Origin of the sequence: Symbiobacterium terraclitae, assembly GCF_017874315.1 — a bacterium.
In the GTDB taxonomy this organism is placed as follows: Bacteria; Bacillota; Sulfobacillia; order Symbiobacteriales; family Symbiobacteriaceae; genus Symbiobacterium; species Symbiobacterium terraclitae.
In genome coordinates, this window is the sequence record NZ_JAGGLG010000003.1 from 81,163 (window position 1) to 100,631 (window position 19,469).

General features: G+C 68.3%; 19 protein-coding genes. 5 read left to right on the forward strand and 14 right to left on the reverse strand.

The window, feature by feature from the left end; translation table 11 throughout:
- Window positions 1–9 precede the first annotated feature (9 nt).
- Window positions 10–669 (forward strand): LuxR C-terminal-related transcriptional regulator, encoded by a 660-nt coding sequence (locus J2Z79_RS02795; protein ID WP_209465336.1) that lies wholly within the window; start codon window positions 10–12, stop codon window positions 667–669.
- A gap of 64 nt (window positions 670–733) precedes the next feature.
- On the opposite strand, the gene J2Z79_RS18765 is transcribed toward J2Z79_RS02795, so the two are convergent.
- On the reverse strand, window positions 734–1,234 hold the full coding sequence (locus J2Z79_RS18765) for a MarR family winged helix-turn-helix transcriptional regulator (RefSeq protein WP_209465337.1): 501 nt from the start codon (window positions 1,232–1,234) through the stop codon (window positions 734–736).
- Window positions 1,235–1,566: 332 nt separating this feature from the next.
- On the opposite strand from J2Z79_RS18765, the gene J2Z79_RS02805 reads away from it, so the two are divergent.
- On the forward strand, window positions 1,567–2,121 hold the full coding sequence (locus J2Z79_RS02805; RefSeq protein WP_209465338.1) for an RNA polymerase sigma factor: 555 nt from the start codon (window positions 1,567–1,569) through the stop codon (window positions 2,119–2,121).
- Between the two features lie 86 nt (window positions 2,122–2,207).
- Here J2Z79_RS02805 and J2Z79_RS02810 read toward each other — a convergent pair whose 3' ends face one another.
- Together J2Z79_RS02810 and J2Z79_RS02815 are read right to left on the reverse strand one after the other, a co-directional pair.
- Window positions 2,208–2,951, reverse strand: a complete 744-nt coding sequence (locus J2Z79_RS02810) for a TasA family protein (protein ID WP_209465339.1) — start codon at window positions 2,949–2,951, stop codon at window positions 2,208–2,210.
- A 176-nt stretch (window positions 2,952–3,127) separates the two neighbouring features.
- The gene (locus J2Z79_RS02815) at window positions 3,128–3,583 is read right to left on the reverse strand and encodes a MarR family transcriptional regulator (protein WP_209465340.1); all 456 of its coding nucleotides are present in this window, start codon (window positions 3,581–3,583) and stop codon (window positions 3,128–3,130) included.
- Window positions 3,584–3,748: 165 nt separating this feature from the next.
- Here J2Z79_RS02815 and J2Z79_RS02820 point away from each other — a divergent pair, with 165 nt between their 5' ends.
- From J2Z79_RS02820 to J2Z79_RS02830, 3 genes are read left to right on the forward strand one after another with little or no spacing between them, the layout of a single operon-like run.
- Complete coding sequence (locus J2Z79_RS02820; RefSeq protein ID WP_209465341.1) at window positions 3,749–5,662, forward strand: PrkA family serine protein kinase; 1,914 nt, start codon at window positions 3,749–3,751, stop codon at window positions 5,660–5,662.
- Window positions 5,663–5,677: 15 nt separating this feature from the next.
- Complete coding sequence (yhbH, locus tag J2Z79_RS02825; RefSeq protein WP_209465342.1) at window positions 5,678–6,865, forward strand: sporulation protein YhbH; 1,188 nt, start codon at window positions 5,678–5,680, stop codon at window positions 6,863–6,865.
- A gap of 1 nt (window position 6,866) precedes the next feature.
- Window positions 6,867–8,120 (forward strand): SpoVR family protein, encoded by a 1,254-nt coding sequence (locus J2Z79_RS02830; protein WP_209465343.1) that lies wholly within the window; start codon window positions 6,867–6,869, stop codon window positions 8,118–8,120.
- Window positions 8,121–8,144: 24 nt separating this feature from the next.
- Here J2Z79_RS02830 and J2Z79_RS02835 read toward each other — a convergent pair whose 3' ends face one another.
- From J2Z79_RS02835 to ruvC, 11 genes are all read right to left on the reverse strand, one after another.
- Window positions 8,145–8,939, reverse strand: a complete 795-nt coding sequence (locus tag J2Z79_RS02835) for a response regulator transcription factor (RefSeq protein ID WP_209465344.1) — start codon at window positions 8,937–8,939, stop codon at window positions 8,145–8,147.
- A gap of 241 nt (window positions 8,940–9,180) precedes the next feature.
- Window positions 9,181–9,450, reverse strand: a complete 270-nt coding sequence (gene yajC / locus J2Z79_RS02840; RefSeq protein WP_245301985.1) for a preprotein translocase subunit YajC — start codon at window positions 9,448–9,450, stop codon at window positions 9,181–9,183.
- A 171-nt stretch (window positions 9,451–9,621) separates the two neighbouring features.
- Complete coding sequence (locus J2Z79_RS02845) at window positions 9,622–10,092, reverse strand: GNAT family N-acetyltransferase (RefSeq protein ID WP_209465345.1); 471 nt, start codon at window positions 10,090–10,092, stop codon at window positions 9,622–9,624.
- A 23-nt stretch (window positions 10,093–10,115) separates the two neighbouring features.
- Window positions 10,116–11,294: a tRNA guanosine(34) transglycosylase Tgt gene (gene tgt / locus J2Z79_RS02850; protein ID WP_209465346.1), complete on the reverse strand. Its 1,179-nt coding sequence runs from the start codon at window positions 11,292–11,294 to the stop codon at window positions 10,116–10,118.
- Window positions 11,295–11,312: 18 nt separating this feature from the next.
- Window positions 11,313–12,338, reverse strand: a complete 1,026-nt coding sequence (gene queA, locus J2Z79_RS02855) for a tRNA preQ1(34) S-adenosylmethionine ribosyltransferase-isomerase QueA (RefSeq protein ID WP_209465347.1) — start codon at window positions 12,336–12,338, stop codon at window positions 11,313–11,315.
- 1 nt (window position 12,339) lies between these two features.
- Window positions 12,340–14,016 (reverse strand): SpoIID/LytB domain-containing protein, encoded by a 1,677-nt coding sequence (locus J2Z79_RS02860; RefSeq protein ID WP_209465348.1) that lies wholly within the window; start codon window positions 14,014–14,016, stop codon window positions 12,340–12,342.
- A 194-nt stretch (window positions 14,017–14,210) separates the two neighbouring features.
- Complete coding sequence (locus J2Z79_RS02865; protein WP_209465349.1) at window positions 14,211–16,148, reverse strand: anti-sigma-I factor RsgI family protein; 1,938 nt, start codon at window positions 16,146–16,148, stop codon at window positions 14,211–14,213.
- A 21-nt stretch (window positions 16,149–16,169) separates the two neighbouring features.
- A complete protein-coding gene (gene sigI, locus J2Z79_RS02870) occupies window positions 16,170–16,925 on the reverse strand; it encodes an RNA polymerase sigma factor SigI (RefSeq protein WP_209465350.1) in 756 nt (251 codons plus the stop codon).
- A 102-nt stretch (window positions 16,926–17,027) separates the two neighbouring features.
- Window positions 17,028–18,071 (reverse strand): Holliday junction branch migration DNA helicase RuvB, encoded by a 1,044-nt coding sequence (ruvB, locus tag J2Z79_RS02875; RefSeq protein ID WP_209465351.1) that lies wholly within the window; start codon window positions 18,069–18,071, stop codon window positions 17,028–17,030.
- Between the two features lie 6 nt (window positions 18,072–18,077).
- The gene (gene ruvA, locus J2Z79_RS02880; RefSeq protein ID WP_209465352.1) at window positions 18,078–18,692 is read right to left on the reverse strand and encodes a Holliday junction branch migration protein RuvA; all 615 of its coding nucleotides are present in this window, start codon (window positions 18,690–18,692) and stop codon (window positions 18,078–18,080) included.
- A 1-nt stretch (window position 18,693) separates the two neighbouring features.
- Window positions 18,694–19,194 (reverse strand): crossover junction endodeoxyribonuclease RuvC, encoded by a 501-nt coding sequence (gene ruvC, locus J2Z79_RS02885; protein WP_209465353.1) that lies wholly within the window; start codon window positions 19,192–19,194, stop codon window positions 18,694–18,696.
- Window positions 19,195–19,469: the final 275 nt, after the last annotated feature.

A 19,469-nucleotide genomic window follows, 5' to 3' on the forward strand; every position in this document is an offset into this window, starting at 1 on the left:
GCGAGCACGATGTCCGTAGCTTACGCTCTCGAGAAGATATGGGGGCCGCACCTCAGCCAGCGGGAGCTGGAGGTCGGCCGCCTCGTCGTGGCAGGGTACTCCACCCAGAAGATTGCCGAGACGCTGTTCATATCAGAGAACACCGTGAAGACCCACCTTAGGAACCTGTTCCGGAAGACAAAGACACGCAGCCGGATCGAACTGTATCGCAAGCTGGTGGAAAGCGGGGTCGCAGCCCCCAGCCTGCGCACCTTCGGGGAGTCGCTGCCCGACAGGTTCGAGCCCCTCTTCGCCGAGCTGACGGCCGGGCGCGACGGGGGGGCCTGCATCACGGCCGTGGTGATGCAGCTGGAGTTCCAGAAAGACGAGCGGCCCGCAGATCCGCCCGAAGGCATCGTCGACCTGCTGGCGACCTCCATCAGGCAACGGGACCACCTGTTCCCCTGGAAGGAAGGCCTCTATCTCCTGGTCCTTCCCGGCAGTGATCGGGCCAGCTCCCTGGACGTGGCCGAGCGGCTCGTGCGCAAGCTGCAGCGCTGGGCGCAGTTGAAGGGCCTCATGGTGCGGGCGGCGGTCGGGACCGCAGCCCTGAACGAGGGAGCCGGGACCGCCGAGTCGGTGGTCGAGCTGGCGGCCCGCCGGCTCAAGAGCATACATCTGAACTCGTAACGAATAAGAGGCGGGCCAGGGTCGATCGCCCTGGCCCGCCGTAATCCCCTGGAGTCGCCGGCGCTTAACCGGCGGCCACCAGTTCGTCATCCTCCTCGACTTGCACCCGGGAACCCAGCGGGTCCGTCATATCCTGCAGGAGCGCCTCGAGGTGCACGTGGATCTCCTGCGCCTCATCCCAGGTCGGACCCATCCACTCCATCAGCCGTCTGCGGAGCTCCTGCGTGATCTCGGTCACCCGGGCCCCCTTCTCGGTGAGACCCAGCATGACCACCCGGCGGTCCCCCTGAAGCCGAAAGCGCTTCAGCCAGCCGTCCCGCTCCAGGCGGTCGATGATCGCCGCCAGGTTGCCGCGAGTGCAGTAGACCGCGTCGTTCACCTGCTGAAGCATCGTCGGCTTCTCCACCGAGAGCTCCCGGAGAACCTGAAACTGGGGCCAACTCAACCCGTACTCGGTCCGCAGAACCCGTTCACACTGCTGTTCCAGCCTGCTGGCCAACCGCCGCACCAGGGCGATCCGCTCCAGCGCCTCCACATCCACTCGGCTCAGGTGACACACCCCCACGTCTGTTCTTTTACCTCTCTTAACGAATCGTCGCCATGAAATGTTCACGCACAGCACATGTAGGGACATATTTTCATCCCGATTCCGCGTCTTCCGCGCCGCGCTGGACCTCCTCGGTGGCCAACAGCAAGATGCACGGCACCATCCGGCACGGTATAGTCCGTGGATAGGATGTGAGTAAATAACTGAACAATCACCCTTGTTCGCCCTTACAAAAGGGTGCTATGATTACGGAGCACAGGGTCATATCCTCTGGTGCGAAACGTACGGCATTACCACCCGTTGAATCGTCAGTAATCTTGGTTCTGCATATAGAGAGGGGTTGAGGGGTCATGCGTGAAGGTGCCCAGCTGTTGGGAGACGCTCACACGGGCGACGACGAGGCTCTTGGCCGGCTCATGGAAGCGATGGGAGGATCGCTGCTTGCCTACGCGAACCGCCTTCTGGGCGACACCTTCACCGCCGAGGAGGTGTGCCAGGACGCCATGTACAAGGCCTGGTGCCACATGGAGTCCCTGGAGCCGACCGGGCAGCTGCGGGCCTGGCTGTACAAGGTCACGCGAAACGCCGCGCTCGACGTCCTGCGGAGTCAGCGCACTCAGACCGTGGCCCTGCCGGGCGACGACATGCTTGACCCGACGCCGGGCCCCGAGTGGGAGCTGGAGCGCAAGCTGTTCGTCGAGACGCTCCACTCGGCGCTCCAGCGCCTGCCCTCACACTACACCTCGGTGCTGAGCCTACGGCTCCTGGAGGGCTACTCCTACAAGGACATTGCGGAGGAGCTGAACCTCCCGCTCGGGACGGTGAAGAGCCGCCTGCGAAACGGACTGCAGTACCTCTCGCGGGAACTGGTGAGCGCAGGCGTGGATCAGGCGTATCTCTCCTGATATGTCGGTGATTCAGCCCACGGAAGTCCCCGTGGGCTGAATCACCGTGAGAGAGGCCCGGTCCGGGCCCCATCCATGCAGGAGTGCTAGTTGGCGACATGATCGATGGTGAAGTGGTAGACGCTGCCGTCACGGGTGAGGACCACGAAGAGGTAGCTGCCATCGGGAGCCGAGTTAGGGAACTGGAGCCATCGCCCGAAGCCCCCGCGGACGATGAGGCCGTCAGGCAGGCGCGTGTAGATTTCTGACATATCAGCATACTCCAGGTCGATCGTGTTCCCGTCGCTGTCCCGGATCTCATACACGTCCCAGAGCAGGTCGAAGAGCGGGGTGTTGTCCTGCGTCAGGACGGCTTCGGCCGGCTTCGCGGTAACGTTCTTCGTCTGGTAGGCGCGGATGGTGATGGTCGTCTCACCCTTCCTCTTCTGGTAGTCATTGTTGGCTTCCAGCGGTAGGGCAACGGTCAACGTCATGGTGGCCGACTCTCCGGGGCTCAGGATTCCGAAGGCGTTCGCAATCTGCACGGTCGCCGGGGTGTCTCCGCTGAAGATCGGCCCCTTGTTGCTGGCGGTGGCGACGTAGGCCAGCCGCAGGGAGCCCGTGTTCGCCACCGTAATCTCCCGCGAAGACACATCACCCGGGGCCAGGTTACCCACGTCTGCCGACCACGCCGTGCTCTGACTTGCGCTGATCTCCAGCGTGCCCGCCGTGAGCGCGGCACCTTCGGAAGCTGCAGACGCGCTGAAGAGAGCAAAGGTGGCCCCGCCCAACGCGCCGCCAAGGAGCACCGTCGACATGAGACCCATGATCAACGCTCGAATCCGTCGCATCAGCAACTCCTCCCCGTCGAGTCGACTGCCGCAATTATCCGCGGGGGAGCCTGCCCCGCGTTCGCGGGCCGCGGAGCCGGCCTCATCCAACCTGGTCAGTCGGCCCACCCGAACTGACAGAACACATGCCGAAGGGTCCGGCCCCCCACGGCCGGACCCTCCATGTATTGCATCCCCTATGCCTCCGCCGCATCCTCCCCGGTCACGAGCGCCTCCAGCGCCTGGAGCCGCTCGAAGAGCGGGTGCATCTCGCCGAACCACGGCTCCAGCGAGAGGGTGAGGAAGCGGTGCAGCCCCTCCTCCACCTCGCCGATCTTCTCGCCCTTCGGGGTCAGCTCCAGGTAGATCACCCGGCGGTCCTGGGTGGAGCGGGTGCGCCTCACCCAGCCGTCGCGCTCCAGGCGGTCGACGATGCCGGTGATGTTGCTGTGGGTGCAGGCCAGTGCGGCCGTCAGCCGCTTGGCGGACGTGGGGCCCGCCTGGCGCAGGGTGCGGAGGACCGTGAACCCCGGCCAGCTCAGGCCGTAAGTCCGCTTCAGGTAGCTGTCGCACCGGGTCTGCAGGATGTGGGAAACCACGGATGCAGTCTGAACGTAGGCCAGCGGGTCAAGCGGTGCAGCGCTCGCTGCCATGAACCTCACCTCTCCTTGCCGGGACGTGTTGTCCTCTCCTACCTCCTCATAACGTAGGTGAGACCTAAAATGTTCATACGCTGGGTACCAACTCTCGCATTCTGCGCTCTGTTTTGATGATTGCGCCCCTGGGTATAACTCATAGCCAGGAGGTGGCGCGCGAGAATGAACGCACTGCTCAGGCGGCTCGAGGAGTACCGGATGAGCGAGGAGGCCCTCCGCTGGGAGGGCACCTTTGCAGATTACCTCGAACTGGTGGCCCGCAACCCGTCGGTGGCCCAGTTCGCCCACGCCCGCATCTACAACATGATCATCTCCCACGGGGTCGAGGAGGTGAACGGCGTCCGGCGCTACCGCTTCTTCGACCAGGAGCTGTTCGGCCTGGAGCGGGCCCTGGAGCGGCTCGTGGAGGAGTATCTGCACCCGGCCGCCCGGCGGCTGGACGTGCGCAAGCGCATCCTGCTCCTGATGGGCCCGGTCGGCGGCGGCAAGTCGACCCTCGTCGCCATGCTGAAGCGCGGGCTCGAGGCCTACAGCCGCACCCCCGAGGGTGCGGTCTACGCCATCCGCGGCTGCCCGATGCACGAAGAGCCGCTCCACCTGGTGCCCCGCGAGCTCAGGCCGGAGGTGGAGAAGGAGCTCGGCGTGGTGATCGAGGGCGACCTCTGCCCCCACTGCCGGCTCATGGTGCGGGAGGAGTACGGCGGTCGGATCGAGGAGGTGCCCGTGCAGCGCGTGCTGCTCTCCGAGGCTGACCGCGTGGGCATCGGCACCTTCAGCCCGTCGGACCCCAAGTCGCAGGACATCGCCGACCTGACCGGCTCCATCGACTTCGCCACCATCGGCGAGTACGGGTCGGAGTCCGACCCCCGGGCCTACCGCTTCGACGGCGAGCTGAACAAGGCCAACCGGGGCCTGATGGAGTTTCAGGAGATGCTCAAGCTGGACGAGAAGTTCCTGTGGCACCTGCTGAGCCTCAGCCAGGAGGGGAACTTCAAGGCAGGTCGCTTCGCCCTGATCTCCGCCGACGAGCTGGTGATCGCTCACACCAACGAGAGCGAGTACCGGGCCTTCATCGCCAACAAAAAGAACGAGGCGCTGCAGAGCCGCATCATCGTGATGCCCATCCCCTACAATCTGAAGGTCTCAGATGAAGTACGCATCTATGAGAAGCTGGTCCGCCAGGCCGACACCGGCCACGTCCACATCGCCCCGCACGCCCTCTACGCCGCGGCCGTCTTCTCGGTCCTCAGCCGGCTGAAGGAGTCGAAGCGGGCCGGGATCGACCTGGTGAAGAAGCTCCGGCTGTACGACGGCGCCGAGGTCGAGGGCTTCAAGCCGGCCGACGTGGAGGAGCTGCGGCGGGAGTTCGAGGGGGTTGAGGGGATGAGCGGCGTCGACCCCCGCTACGTCATCAACCGTATCTCCTCGGCCATCATCCAGAAGGGCGAGAACAGCGCCAAGGCCTGCATCACCGCCCTGGACGTGCTCCGCTCGCTCAAGGACGGGCTCGACCAGCACCCCTCCATCACGCCCCAGGAGCGGGAGCGCCTGCTCTCCCTGATCGCCGTCGCCCGGCAGGAGTACGACGAGATCGCCAAGCGGGAGGTGCAGAAGGCCTTCATCTACTCCTACGAGGAGTCGGCCCGCAACCTCCTCAACAACTACCTGGACAACGTCGAGGCCTACTGCAACAGCCACCAGATCCGGGACCCGCTCACCGACGAGCTGCGCGACCCCGACGAGCGGCTGATGCGGTCCATCGAGGAGCAGATCGGCGTCTCGGACAACGCCAAGAAGGCGTTCCGCGAGGAGATCATGATCCGCCTCTCCACCTATGCCCGCCGGGGCCTCACCTTCGACTACACCTCCCATGAGCGGCTGCGGGAGGCCATTGAAAAGAAGCTGTTCGCCGACCTGAAGGACGTGGTGCGGATCACCACCACCACCCGCACGCCGGACGCGGACCAGCAGCGCAGGATGGACGAGGTGGTCGACCGGCTGATCCAGGAGCACGGCTACTGCGCCTCCTGCGCCAACGAACTCCTGCGCTACGTCGGCTCGCTGCTCAGCCGCTGACGAGGGGGGAACCCCATGAACGAGACGCGCTTCCGCATCTACCGCGAGGACTGGTCGCTGCACCGGCAGGGGCAGATGGACCAGGAGCGCCACATGGAGCGCATCCGGGAGGCAATCCGGGCCAACCTGGCGGAGGTCGTGAGCGACGAGTCGCTCATCGCCAGCGACGGCCAGAAGGTGGTGCGGCTTCCGATCAAGGCGCTGAAGGAGTACCGCTTCCGGCTGGACTGGCAGAAGCAGAACCGGGTGGGCGAGGGCGGCGGCGCCGTCCGGGAAGGCGATGCGCTGGGCACAGCCTCCGGCGCCGCCGGGCAAGGGGCCGGCGACGGCCCGCCCGGCGAGGAGGTCGGCGAGGAGTGGTTCGAGACCGGGTTCACGGTGGAGGACCTGGATGAGATCCTCTTCGCGGACCTCGCCCTCCCCCACCTCGAGCCGAAGCGGCAGCCCGACCTGACCGCCGAGAGCCACGAGTGGCGCGACGTGCGGCCTCAGGGGCTCCAGTCCAACATCGACAAGAAGCGCACGCTGATGGAGGCGATCAAGCGGAACCGGCTGGCGGGCCGGCCGGCGCTGGCGGGGATCAGCCGCAAGGACCTGCGTTTCAGGACCTGGGACGTGGCCCGCACCCCGCAGGCCAGCGCCGTGCTGATCTTCATGATGGACACGTCGGGCTCGATGGGCCCGGCCGAGAAGTACGTGGCCCGCAGCCTCTGCTTCTGGATGGTCCGCTTCCTCCGCACCCGCTACGAGAACGTGCGCCTGCACTTCATCGCCCACACCACCGAGGCCAGGGAGGTCTCGGAGGAGGCCTTCTTCACCAAGGGCGAGGCCGGCGGCACCCGCTGTTCCTCGGCGTACGAGTACGCCCTGCAGCTGATCGACCGGCAGTACCCGCCCGACCTGTTCAACCTCTACGCCTTCCACTTCTCTGACGGCGACAACCTGCTCTCGGACAACCCCCGCGCGATCGCCCTGATGCGCCAGCTGCTGGAGCGGTGCAGCCTGGTGGGCTACGGGCAGATCGAGACGCAGCCCCAGTACCTGGCCATGCCGTACTACCAGCCCAACACCCTGCTCTCGCTCTTCCAGCAGGAGATCGACCATCCCCGGTTCGTCACGGCGCAGATCCGCGACCGGTCCGAGGTCTACGCGGCGCTGCGGGCCTTCTTCCACCCCGGGCACCGCGAGAAGGGGGCTGGCTAGCATGGCCGTCGTGCGCAGACAGCCGGTCAGCGACCAGGACCTGGAGCGGCTCGCCCGGGCGATCGAGGAGATCGTGGGGCACGCCCGGGCCATGGGGCTGGACTTCTTCGAGATGCGCTACGAGATCTGCCCGCCCGACGTGCTCTACACCTTCGGCGCCTACGGTATGCCGACGCGCTTCTCGCACTGGTCCTTCGGCAAGGCCTATCACCTGCTGAAGAGCCAGGCCGACCTGGGCATCACCCGGATCTACGAGCTGGTGATCAACGCCGACCCGTGCCACGCATTCCTGCTGGAGTCCAACAGCCTGCTGGAGAACATGATGGTGGCCGCCCACGTGCTGGCCCACGCCGACTTCTTCAAGAACAACTGGCGCTTCCGGGAGACCAACCGGCAGATGATCCACGCGATGAGCGCCTTTGCGGAGCGCGTGCGCCAGTACGAGCGGCGGGTGGGCCGGGAGCGGGTGGAGCGCTTCCTGGACGCCGGCCTGGCGGTGGCCGAACAGGTGGACCCGTTCCCGTCGACCCGTCCCGACCCGCGGCGGGACCTGCCCCGCTTCCTGCTGGACCATGCATCCGGACTGGAGGAGTGGCAGCGGGACATCCTGTCCAGCCTGCGGGAGGAGGCCCTCTACTTCCGCCCGCAGATGGAGACGAAGATCCTCAACGAGGGCTGGGCGTCGCTCTGGCACGCCCGCATCATGCGGCACCTGGACCTGACGCCGGCCGAGTCGCTGGAGTTCGCCCGCCTCCATGCCGCCGTACTCGCCCCACACCCGTTCCAGCTGAACCCCTACCGGCTGGGCTACCACCTGCTGGAGTCCATCGAGGCCCGGTACGGGCGGGATGCGCTCTTCGAGGCCCGCACGGTGGAGACGGACCTCTCGCTGGTGCGCAACCACCTCACCCCCGAACTGTGCGAGGAGCTCGGCCTCTACGTGTACGCCAAGCAGGGGGGCCGGTGGCAGGTGCAGGATACGGGCTGGGAGGCGGTGCGGGACGCGCTCGTGCGGCAGCTGGAGAACTGCGGCCTGCCCTACATCTACGCCGAGGACGACAACTACCAGCGCCGGGGCGAGCTGTACCTGCGCCACGGCTACGACGGGGTCGAACTGGACGTCACCCACCTGCACCAGGCGCTCCGGCACGTCCACCACATCTGGGGGCGACCGGTGCACCTGGAGACGGTCTGCGACGGCCGGCGGACGCTCTACACGTGCGACGGGGAGAACGTGGAGAGCCGGGCGCTCTGAGCGGCGCCCGGCTCCAAGCTTTCGCTATGCGGTGTCCCGGAGGGCAACGGGGATGCGCCGCATCGCCGCCGCCACCAGCTCGTCCGGCGAGGCGATGCCCTCGGCCGAGCTGGCGGAGGCCAGCGAGAAGAGCAGGTCGAACCCGCTCACGCTGGCCCACTGGCCGAGGCTGAGGGCCAGCCGCATCGTCGCGTCGCGGGCGGCATCCCGGTCTGCCGCGGGAAGCAGGGCGAGGAACTGGCTCTCGGACCAGCGGAAGGCCAGGTCGGGCATCGGCGCCGTCCGGGCGAGCGCCTGCGCCACCGCCACGTCCGCGGCCACCCGGTCGGCGGTGGCCAGGAAGTCGCGCCCCTCCACCTCCAGCCACACCACCGCGAGTCCGGGGGCAGGCGTCGTCCCGAGCAGCTCGGCGGCCCGCTGGCGGAAGGCGCTCTGCGTGGGGAGCCCGGTGACCCGGTCCCGCTCGAGCACCCGCTTCGCCACCTCGGGGCGCCCGGCGACCGTGCCGCTCCGGCCGGTCCGGATCGACCGCCTTCGCTCCTCGGCATCCCGGAGCCGGCGGATGAGGTCGGAGCGCGACGACGTGCCGGTCTTCCGGAGGATGTGGCGGATGTGGGTCTTCACCGTGTTGACGGTGACGTAGAGCCGGCGCGCCACCTCACGGGATGGCAGGCCCGACAGCGCCAGTTGGGCGACCTCCAGTTCACGGCGGCTCAGGAGGCCCATCAGGTGGTGTGCCACCACCTCCGGGGCAACCGCCGTGCCCACTTGCAACCGCACGGCCGCGGTGTCCAGCTGCTCCTGCATGGCCAGGCTCACAGGCGCCACTCCTCCCTCCGTCCGGAGCTGCATCCCTGCGCGGGGCGGGGGCAGTCCAGATGTATGTTATCTGAACATGCTGTGATTTCAGTCTATTGTATCACCCATTCTACCGTATCATCGGGGTCTAGTCAACATATAGAATTCGCACAGATCCTGACAAGAAAACGCCCGGCCTGTCCCATGGCCGGGCGTCCGTATGCGCCGCAGGTGCGGCGGAACTGCGTGGGTGCACCGCAGGCTACTCGCCGCGCCGGACGCTGCCCACCGCGCTCCGGTTGAAGGTGAGCTCCACGTTGGAGGCGACCTTTACGCGGATGGTGTTCTTGGACTCATCCAGGGCCTGGATGACGCCGTGCAGGCCGCCGATGGTGATGATCTCATCGCCGACCTTGAGGGAGTTCAGCATCTCCTGGCGCTTCTTCTGCTGCTGCTGCTGGGGGCGGATCATCATGAAGTACATGAGCACGAAGAGCAGAATCAGGGGTCCCCACTGGACAAGAAATTCCAAGGCAGTTTCCTCCTCACTGTCTCATGGCACTACTATAGCATGCAGACCGAGGGCCTGTACATTTTTCCACCGATAATCCCAAAGTAAGCGGGAACACGGCCGCCTCCCTCGATGTGCAGGGCCCGCCCGAACGGACGGGGCCCGGATGCGGCCAGAGGCCTGCACGGAGGACTAGCGGCCGGGCGCGTACAGCATGGTCTGGATCGGGCGCATGCCCACCCGCTGGCCGAGCCGCACGGCCGGGCTGTCGTAGGGTGCGATCAGCGAGAGCGCGAAGGCGCCCTTCAGGTAGCCCCAGCCGCGCACCCGCTCCACCAGGCCCGTGCCGATGCCCTGGCGGCGGCGGTCAGGCACCACGTAGAGGTCGGAGATGTAGGTGTAGAGCTCAGGCCGGAAGATGCTGGGGGGCTCCTGCAGCATCCCGACGGCGTAGCCCACGATGGCGCCCTCGTCCTCCGCGACCATCACCACGGCGGCCGGGTGTTCCAGACACTGGGCCAGCGACGTCTTGGCGAACTGCATGAACCCCTCGGCAAGCTCGTGGATGCCCAGCTGGGCCTGCTGCTCCCGGGCGAACCCCTCGACGAGCGGCAGGAGGGCGTTCAGGTCGGACCGGTTGGCGGCACGGTACTGGATGGTCAAGGTCGACTCCTCCTTATGACGGGTCAGCGGTTCTCGGGGAGGGCGGGCTCCGCCGGTCCGGCCTTCGCCCCAGTCCTGCGGGCCTCCTCCCCCGCGTGCCAGCGGCTGAGGAACTCCCGCCGGTACTCGGCGAAGCGGCCCGCCTCCAGGGCGGCGCGGATCTCCTCCATCAGGCGCACCAGGAAGCGCAGGTTGTGGATGGAGCACAGCCGGAGGCCGAGCATCTCCTCCGCCTTCAGCAGGTGGCGGATGTACGCCCGGCTGTAGTTACGGCAGGCGTAGCAGTCGCACCCCTCCTGGATCGGCATGAAGTCGCGGGCAAACTCGGCGTTGCGCACGGTCATCTTGCCGTCGGGGAGGAAGACGGTGCCGTGCCGGGCGATGCGGGTGGGCAGCACGCAGTCGAACATGTCGATCCCGCGCCAGACCCCCTCCACCAGGTCCTCCGGCGAGCCGACGCCCATCAGGTAGCGGGGGCGGTCGCCGGGGAGGAGCGGCACGGTGATCTCCAGCATCTCGTGCATCAGCTCCTTGGGCTCTCCCACCGAGAGCCCGCCGATGGCGTAGCCGGGGAAGTCCAGGTCCACGATCTCCGCAGCCGACTGCCGCCGCAGGTCGGCGTAGGTGGAGCCCTGCACGATGCCGAAGAGCGCCTGGCTGTCGGGCCGGGCGTGGGCCGCCTTGCAGCGGGCCGCCCACCGGGTGGTGCGCTCCAGCGACCGCTTGGCGTAGTCGTGCTCGCACGGCCACGGGGTGCACTCGTCGAAGGCCATGATGATGTCCGCCCCCAGGGCGTTCTCGATCTCGATGGCCTTCTCCGGGCTGAGGAAGTGGGAGCTGCCGTCGATGTGCGAGCGGAAGTGGACCCCCTCCTCGGTGATCTTGCGCAGGTCGGAGAGGGAGAAGACCTGGAAGCCGCCCGAGTCCGTCAGGATGGCGCCGGGCCAGTTCATGAAGGTGTGCAGCCCGCCGGCCTCCCGCACCAGGTCGTGGCCGGGGCGGAGGTACAGGTGGTAGGTGTTGCTGAGGATGATGCGCGCCCCCAGGTCCCAGACCTCCTCGGGGCTCAGGGTCTTGACGGTGGCCTGTGTGCCCACCGGCATGAAGACGGGCGTCTCGATCACGCCGTGCGGAGTGTGGAGCCGGCCGCGGCGGGCCATGGACGCCGGGTCCCTCTGGATCAGTTCCCAACGAACAGCCAAACAGATGCCTCCCTGGGTTTAGAGAATCAACATGGCGTCACCGAAGCTGAAGAAGCGGTACCGCCGGGCCACCGCCTCCCGGTAGGCCTTCATGATCAGCTCCTGCCCGGCCAGCGCCGAGACTAGCATCAGGAGCGTCGACTTGGGCAGGTGGAAGTTGGTGACCAGGCTGTCCACCAGCTTGAACCGGTAGCCGGGATAAATGAAGATATCCGTCCACCCCGAGCCCGGCACCAGGCGGCCGTCCTCTGTGGCAGCCGTCTCCAGGGTGCGCACCGAGGTCGTGCCTACCGCCAGCAGCCTGCTCCCCCGCTCCCGCACCGCGTTGATGCCGGCCGCGGCCTCCGGGGAGACCTGGTAGAACTCGCTGTGCATCTTGTGCTGGGTGGGGTCCTCCACCTCCACCGGGCGGAAGGTGCCCAGCCCCACGTGCAGGGTGATCTTGTAGATCTCCACGCCCTGCGCCGTCAGCCGGTCCAGCAGCTCCTTCGTGAAGTGCAGCCCCGCGGTGGGCGCGGCGGCCGAGCCCCACTCCCGGGCGTAGACGGTCTGGTAGCGCTCCGGCTCCGCCAGCTGCTCGTGGATGTAGGGCGGCAGCGGCATCTGGCCGAGGCGGTCCAGCAGTTCCTCGAAGACGCCCTCGTAGGCGAAGTCGATCACCCGACCGCCGAAATCGGTGGGACCCACCACGGTGCCCACCAGCAGCCCGCCGCCGAACACGATGCGCTCGCCGGGGCGGGCCTTCTTACCCGGCTTGACCAGGGTCTCCCACCGGTCGCGGGTGAGCCGCTTCAGCAGGAGGACCTCCATCGCGCCGCCGGTCGCCTCCCGGTGGCCCAGCAGCCGGGCGGGCATCACCCTGGTATCGTTGAGCACCAGGGCGTCGCCGGGGCGCAGGAACTCGGGCAAGTCACGGAAGTAGCGGTGCTGGATCGCACCGCTGCTTCGCTCCACTACCATCAGCCGGGAAGCGTCGCGCGGCTCCACCGGCGTCTGGGCAATCAGCTCTTTGGGCAGATCGTAGTCAAAGTCCGCGAGTCGCACTTTATCGGGTCTCCACCTTCGTGCCGGTGTAGTAGTGGGTCAGGATCTCCACGTAGGTCTTGCCCTGCAGGGCCATGCCGTGCGCGCCCCACTGGGAGAGGCCGACGCCGTGCCCGTGGCCGCTGCCCGTGATCACCACTGACGTGGGGGCCTGCGGCTCCCGGAGGGCCGGCTGCTGAGGTGTCGGCTGCTGAGGTGTCGGCTGCTGGGGGCTCGGCTGCTGCGGGGCCGGCTGTTCAATCCTCGCCGGCTGCTCAGGCACCGGCGGCTGCTGAGCGGGCGTTCCGGGGTCCGGGCGCTCGCCCCGGGAGGCCGTCGCGGACCCGGTCCGCGGTACGATCCCGGCCACGCCGTAGGCGTCGCCGCCGGCCACCGCCACAGGTCCGTCGAGGAGCCGGGCAACCCCGCCGGCGCCCACCGCAAAGCTGCCCGAGACGGCCCGTGCCATCACGAGGCCGTCCGCACCCACCACCGCCACGGGAAGCGGCTGCGGCTCAGGCCGCGGCTCGGGTTGGGGTTGGGGCTGGGGTTGGGGCTGCTGGGGCTCGGGCTCGGGCTCGGGTTCGGGCTCGGGATCCGGCTCCGGCTCGGGCTCCGGCTGGGGCTCGGGCCCAGCGGGGTCGAACCCCGGGCCGGCGAGCGAGACCGAGCTGGGAGGGGCCGGAAGGCCCAGTGCCATGCGCATCTGCTGCATGGTCAGGGTGCGGGTGCCACCGGTGCCGGTGACGACCCAGGTCGTCGGCCGTCCGCTGGCCCCGGGCGCGCCGGGCGTGACCGAGGTCACGCTGCCCACCGCGTAGCCGGCCTGGTTCAGGCGCTGGCTGAACTCCTCGATGCTGAACTCGTAGTCCCAGGAGGTGTACCGGTTGCCGGGCACGTCATCGTAGTCGATCACGCCCCGCAGATACGCCACCGGCGTCCCGCCGGTCCAGATGTCTTCGTTGTTCTCGGTGTGGCCGCCGGACGAGGAATGGAAGTGCGTGGAGACCACCCGGCCCTGGTACGTGACCACCTGGCCTGCGGTTTCGTGCACCGCCTGGGTGGTGCTGGGCCGCTCGTAGGCGATGCCGTAGTACACCTGGTCGTCCGTGTTGTTACGCAGATCGAAGCCGTCCGCGGCCCGCTTGCCCAGGTTGGCCAGGGTATAGCTCCTGGCTGCCACCGCCTGCGCCTTCAGGGCCTCGAGCGGCCAGGTGTGGTCCATCTCCGCGGGGACCACGGCCAGCAGGTAGTCCTCCAGGTTGACGACGTTCACGATCGACAGCGTTCCCGCGGCCGTGGGCACGGCCTCGATCTCACCACGGTATTCCCTGCCCTGAAAACGAATATACCCTGCGGGGTCGGGAACCAGACGGACCGCACCCGCAAACCACGCCGGGATCGCGTCCACATAGACGCCCCCGTCCTGGACGACCAGGCCCACCGGCACGCCGGGGTCCACCTGCCCCTGGACGGCGCCGTCGGCCACGATCCAGAGCCCAGCGGATGCGCTGACCTCCGCCGCCCACTGCCCCCACGCAAGCCCCACCCGTACCGGGTTCTCCGATGGGGGCGCAGGGACCGCGCCGACCGCTTCCCCGGCCGCGGCTGTCGGGATCCACGCGCCGGGGACCACGGCCGAGGCGGCAAGCAGCACCGCACCCACCACGACCGCAGCCAGGGCGGAGAGAGTTCGCACTGGGGCCACCGCCTTTGTGTCAGATTGGGAAAATCCGTTCATAAATCGTTCGCCTCATCAAAGATGATCTCCTTCCCCGAATGCGCGCCAGGGGGCCGGTCGCCCGGCCCCCGTCTGGCGCCAAAAACGCCTGTTCCCCGGCAGGGTTGCCCTGACCAGGGTTTCTTCTCGTCACCGACCGGCGGAAGCCGCCGCTACCACGACCAGAGGTTCCACCAGGCGGGGCTGCCCTGGCCAGGACCGTCCGGGCCCCACCTGACAGGGGTGCTCTGGTTCCCCCTGCCCGGATTGCTCTGGCTGCCACGTCCCCGGTTGTCCTGGTTTCCCTTGCCCGGGTTCCCCTGGCCCCGGTTGTCCTCGTCTCCCTTGCCCGGGGTGCCCTGGCTCCCCTTGCCCGGGGCGTCCTGGTTCCCCTTGCCCGGGGCGTCCTGGTTCCCCCTGCCCGGGGGGTCCTGGTTCCCCCTGCCCGGGGCGTCCTGGTTCCCCCTGCCCGGGGGGTCCTGGTTCCCCCTGCCCGGGGTGCCCTGGCTCCCCTTGCCCGGGGCGTCCTGGTTCCCCCTGCCCGGGGTGTCCTGGTTCCCCCTGCCCGGGTTGTCCTGGCTCCCCTTGCCCGGAGTGCCCTGGTTCCCCTTGCCCGGGTTGTCCTGGCTCCCCTTGCCCGGAGTGCCCTGGTTCCCCTTGCCCGGGATGCCCGGGTTGCTCTGGGGGCCCTGTCCCGGTCCGTTCCGGTTCCCCTTGCCCCGGTCATCCCTGTCCGAGTTGGCCTTGCCCGGGTCCTTCAGATCGCCCTTGCCGGGGTTGCTCTGGCTGTCCCTGCCCGAGCCGCCCTGGTTGCTCTGGTTCGAGTTGCTCTGGTTGCCCTTGCCGGAGTTGCTCGGGTTGCTCTTGCCGGAGTTACCCGGAGTCCCCTTTCCGGAGTTGCTCGGGTTGTCCTTGCCCGAGTTGCTCGGATTCCCCATGCCCTGGTTCTTCTCATTCCCCTTGCCCTGGTTCTTCTCGTTCCCCTTGCCCCGGTCGTCCTCTTTCGCCTTGCCGTTCTTACCGGGGTTGTCCTGGTTCCACCACCCGAGGTTGCCCAGGTTCCAGTTGCCGGGGAGGATCTGGTTCCACCAGCCCGAGATGGCCTGGTTCCCCTTGCCCGGGTCCTTCTCGCTCCCCTTGCCCGGGTTCTTCTCGTTCCCCTTTCCGGACTGGGGGCCATCGGCGCCGTCCTCCCGGTCGCTGCGCCCGGCGTTGCCCGGGCCGGGATTGCCCCGGCCGGACTTGCCTGCCCCGGCGCCGTCGGCGTCCCCGCCCGAGCCGCCGCTGCCGGTGGCCGGAACCGCCTCGCTGCGGCGCTGTTCGGCCCGGCTGAGGATCTCGCTGGGGCTCACGCCCAGCTCCTTCAGGAACGTCCCCGGAGGCGCCGTCCGGATGGCCTCAGCGGTCACCTCGGGGTGCTCAGCCTGGAGCTCCTCCAGGAGGATCAGGCGAGGCAGGGTGAGGTCCTGCTTGCGGGCCTCCTCCACCTCCGCCGCGGTCGCCGGCAGCACCGCCACCCCGGTGCGGGGCGCCTCACCCAGACTCTCGGCCTGGGCGGCCACCACGGTCTGCAGGGCGGTGCGGGACCGCTCCACGATGCGCTGCGAGAGCACATCCGGCAGCCCCCTGTCGGACAACGGGGCCACGGCCATCACCACGGCGCTCGCCTCGGAGACGGGGTTCAACTTGCCGAGGGCGACAGCCCTGGTGGCGATCGCCGCGGCGACGTCCTCCACCGGCTTCCGCCGCCACGCGACCTCGTCCAGCACTTCCTGGCCGTCGGGGTTGAGCCCTTCGGCGGCGATCACCAACCGCCGGCCGTTGGCGGTGAGCTGGATGGACGGGTTGATATCAATCACGATGAGTGCCGCGGGCTGCGCCAGGCTCCACTGCCAGTAGCCCACGGGCGGGAGGAGCAGCAGCAGTACCGCCGCAGCCGCCGCCACCCAGCCCCAGGTGCGTCCGCTCAGCCAGGATCCGGCCTCGGGGACGGGGATCTCATCGCCCACCGCCGGCTCGCCAGCAGGCAGGGGAACCCGCCGGAACTCGCCCGCGGGGGTGAGGACAATCCCGGTTCTCCCCTCCACCTCAAGCAGAATGCCCTTCTGCATATGCGATGCCTCCCCGTGCACCTAGACCGCAATGTAGTGGCGGAGGTGAACAAAGTCCTCCAACAGAAGCAGCGCCACGGCGATGATGTACTTGCGCTGCCGCTCGAGCGTCTTGCGGCTCACGCCGACCCGCTCCTCCAACTGCCGGAGCGGCAGTTCCCGGCGGGCGACCAGGTGCTGCGCCAGCAGCGGGTCACCGGCCACGATGCGGGCGGCGTCGATCGCCCTCGCCCGGGCGTCTGCGTGCTTGGGGCAGACGGTGACCAGCTCGCTGAAGCGGATGCCGAACTCGGCCAGGCGCTGGGCGTAGCGGGCGATCTCGTACCGCCGCTCCTCAGCCTCCTGCTGCCGTTGGTGCGCGGCGATGGACTCCCGCATCTCCAGGCCCTGCAGCGGGTTGCCCTCGTCGTCTTCGGTTGTGAAGTCGCTGAAGGGCACCTCGGCCCGGGCTTTCTGTCGCCTGTAGTAGTCGACGAGGCGACGCTTGATAACCAGTTCGGCGAAGGGGATGAACGCGCTGCCCTTCTCGGGGTCGAAGCGGTCGATGGCCTCATTCAGGGCCATGAGGCCCACCGACACCTCCTCATCCCGACCGACGGTGAGGTACCGCCCCGAGACCTGGCTGCCCACCCGGAGCACGAGAGGCGTGTAGGCGCGGATCAGCTCTTCCCGTGCCGCCTCGTCGCCCGTCTTCGCCGGGCCGAGCAACCGCTCGGCTGGCGACGGCCCACGCGGGCCCGCGTCATCCGAGAGGCTCAGCAGAAAGGCCAGCAGCAAGTCCGTCACCTCTCGTCTGCTAGAGTGATACGTGCAGGCACCCCGTGGATCTGGGGGTCGCGCACATGGCAAAAGCCGGCGCCGGAGACCGGGCCGGCTGCATCAGAACAGGCGGGGCTGCACGGGGCCCTCGCCGCCGTCTGGGTGATCGCCGTAGGGGATGTTCAGGTACTCGTAGGCCGCGCGGGTGGCCACGCGCCCCCGCGGGGTGCGCTGGAGGAAGCCGATCTGCATCAGGTAGGGCTCGTACACGTCCTCGATCGTCTCGGGCTCCTCGCTGGTGGCCGCGGCCAGGGTGTCGAGACCGACCGGCCCCCCGCCGTACTTCTGGATGATGGTCAGCAGCACCTTGTGGTCGACCAGGTCGAGCCCCAGGGCGTCCACCTCCATCAGCCGCAGGCCGGCGTCCGCCACCTCGCGCGTGATCACCCCGTCGGCCTTCACCTGGGCGTAGTCCCTCAGCCGCTTCAGCAGCCGGTTGGCGATGCGGGGTGTCCCCCGGGACCGGCGGGCGATCTCCTGCGCCCCGGACGGGTCGAGCTGCACCTTGAGGATCCGGGCCGCCCGCAGGAGGATCTGCGTCAGCTCCTCCACGCTGTAGAACTGCAGCTGCATGACCACGCCGAAGCGGTCGCGCAGCGGCGACGTGAGGGCGCCGTACCGGGTGGTCGCGCCGATCAGGGTGAAGCGGGGCAGGTCGAGCCGCAGGGTGCGGGCGCTCGGCCCCTTGCCCAGGATGATGTCGAGGGCGAAGTCCTCCATCGCCGGGTAGAGCGTCTCCTCCACCAGGCGGTTCATCCGGTGGATCTCGTCGACGAAGAGCACGTCCCCCTCGGAGAGCTGGGTCAGGATCGCCGCCAGGTCGCCCTGGTGCGAGATCGCCGGCCCCGAGGTGATGCGCAGGTTGACGCCCATCTCCTGCGCGATGATGTGGGCGAGGGTGGTCTTGCCCAGGCCGGGAGGGCCGTAGAGCAGGACGTGGTCAAGGGCCTCGCCCCGCTGCTTCGCGGCGGCGATGTAGATGGACAGCTCCTCCTTCACCCGCTCCTGCCCCGGGTAGTCCGCCAGCCGGTGCGGACGGAGGGTCTCCTCGATCCGTAAGTCCTCCGGCCGCCTGTGGCCGGAGAGGAACCGTTCCTCACTCATGCCGCCTTACCCCCGGAAGAGTTGCTTCAGTCCCAGCCGGACGAGTGTCTCCACGGAAGGCGAGTCGCCCGCCTCGGCGCGGGCCCTGGCCAGGGCCTCCACCGCCTCGGTCCGGCTGTAGCCCAGGGCGCAGAGCGCCTCAGCCGCCTCGGACCAGACGTCGCCGGCGGGCGGGGCCGCGGCGGGGACCTCTCCCTGCGCCCACGGCGCGACGCCCAGCGACCCCACCTTCTCCTTCAGCTCGAGTACCAGCCGCTGTGCCGTCTTCTTCCCGATGCCGGGCACGCGGGTGAGGGCGGCGATGTCCTCGAAGGCAACCGCCCGGCGGAACGACTCGGGATCGGTGGCGGAGAGGACCGCCAGGGCGGCCTTGGGCCCGATCCCGTCCACCCGGAGCAGCAGCGTGAACAGGTCGTACTCGGCCGGCGTGAGGAAGCCGTAGAGGGTCAGGGCGTCCTCCCGCACCTGCAGGGACGTGTACAGGTGCACCACCGACCCGATGGCGGGCAGGCGGGACCGGGTCGAGGAGGGCACCAGGCAGCGGTAGCCAACCCCCGCTACGTCAATGACGACGGAATCGGCTGTCGCGGTGACAAGCTCACCGCGCAGGTGTGCGATCATGCTACGACAGACCTCCCAACCGTGAGGTGAGGCTGGCCGCGTGCAGGGCCGCGATGGCCACGGCCAGGGCATCGGCCACGTCGTCGGGCTTCGGGATCTCCGGGAGGGCCAGCAGGGCGCGCACCATCCGCTGGACCTGCGCCTTGTCGGCCCGACCGTAGCCGGCCACCGCCATCTTCACCTGCATCGGCGTGAACTCCCGGACGGGCACGCCGTTGTCGGCCGCGGCCAGGAGCACGATCCCCCGGGCCTGTCCCACGTGTATGGCGGTGGTGACGTTGCGGCCGAAGAACAGCTCCTCCACGGCCACGCAGTCGGGCTTGTACTCCAGAAGCAGGTCGACGATGCCCCGGTAGAGCGACTGCAGCCGCCGCTCGGGCAGCATGTCGGGCGGCGTCTCCAGACAGCCGTACGCCACCGCCCGCTCCCTTCCGGAGCCCGCGTCTTCCACGATGCCGTAGCCCATCCGGGCCGTTCCGGGGTCGATGCCGAGAATGCGCAAGCGCCTACCACCTCTTGGGGACCACCGTTGTTCTGTTCGGGACTTGATGCACGCCATAGTGGACACTGCTGGTGTCCTGCCGTACGCCATGGCGGACTCTGCTTATGTCCTGACGTATACCATAATGGACTCTGCTGGTGTCCTCATGTACGCCATAGCGGACTGCGGGGACCACGATGTCGGCTTGGGCGTATGCCGTAGTTATGTTCGGGGTCCGGACGGTGCAGTCCTGCCCCTGGCAACATTTCCGCTGGCTCCCGCGGTTGGATCGATCT

What these genes read in the sequence shown, in the direction of transcription:
- J2Z79_RS02795 (WP_209465336.1), top strand. Translation starts at nt 10, where the DNA reads ATGTCCGTAGCTTACGCTCTCGAGAAGATATGGGGGCCGCACCTCAGC.
- ruvA (WP_209465352.1), bottom strand. Translation starts at nt 18,692, where the DNA reads ATGATCGCACACCTGCGCGGTGAGCTTGTCACCGCGACAGCCGATTCC.
- ruvB (WP_209465351.1), bottom strand. Translation starts at nt 18,071, where the DNA reads ATGAGTGAGGAACGGTTCCTCTCCGGCCACAGGCGGCCGGAGGACTTA.
- J2Z79_RS02815 (WP_209465340.1), bottom strand. Translation starts at nt 3,583, where the DNA reads ATGGCAGCGAGCGCTGCACCGCTTGACCCGCTGGCCTACGTTCAGACT.
- J2Z79_RS02810 (WP_209465339.1), bottom strand. Translation starts at nt 2,951, where the DNA reads ATGCGACGGATTCGAGCGTTGATCATGGGTCTCATGTCGACGGTGCTC.
- J2Z79_RS02805 (WP_209465338.1), top strand. Translation starts at nt 1,567, where the DNA reads ATGCGTGAAGGTGCCCAGCTGTTGGGAGACGCTCACACGGGCGACGAC.
- J2Z79_RS02820 (WP_209465341.1), top strand. Translation starts at nt 3,749, where the DNA reads ATGAACGCACTGCTCAGGCGGCTCGAGGAGTACCGGATGAGCGAGGAG.
- J2Z79_RS02830 (WP_209465343.1), top strand. Translation starts at nt 6,867, where the DNA reads ATGGCCGTCGTGCGCAGACAGCCGGTCAGCGACCAGGACCTGGAGCGG.
- J2Z79_RS02865 (WP_209465349.1), bottom strand. Translation starts at nt 16,148, where the DNA reads ATGCAGAAGGGCATTCTGCTTGAGGTGGAGGGGAGAACCGGGATTGTC.
- yhbH (WP_209465342.1), top strand. Translation starts at nt 5,678, where the DNA reads ATGAACGAGACGCGCTTCCGCATCTACCGCGAGGACTGGTCGCTGCAC.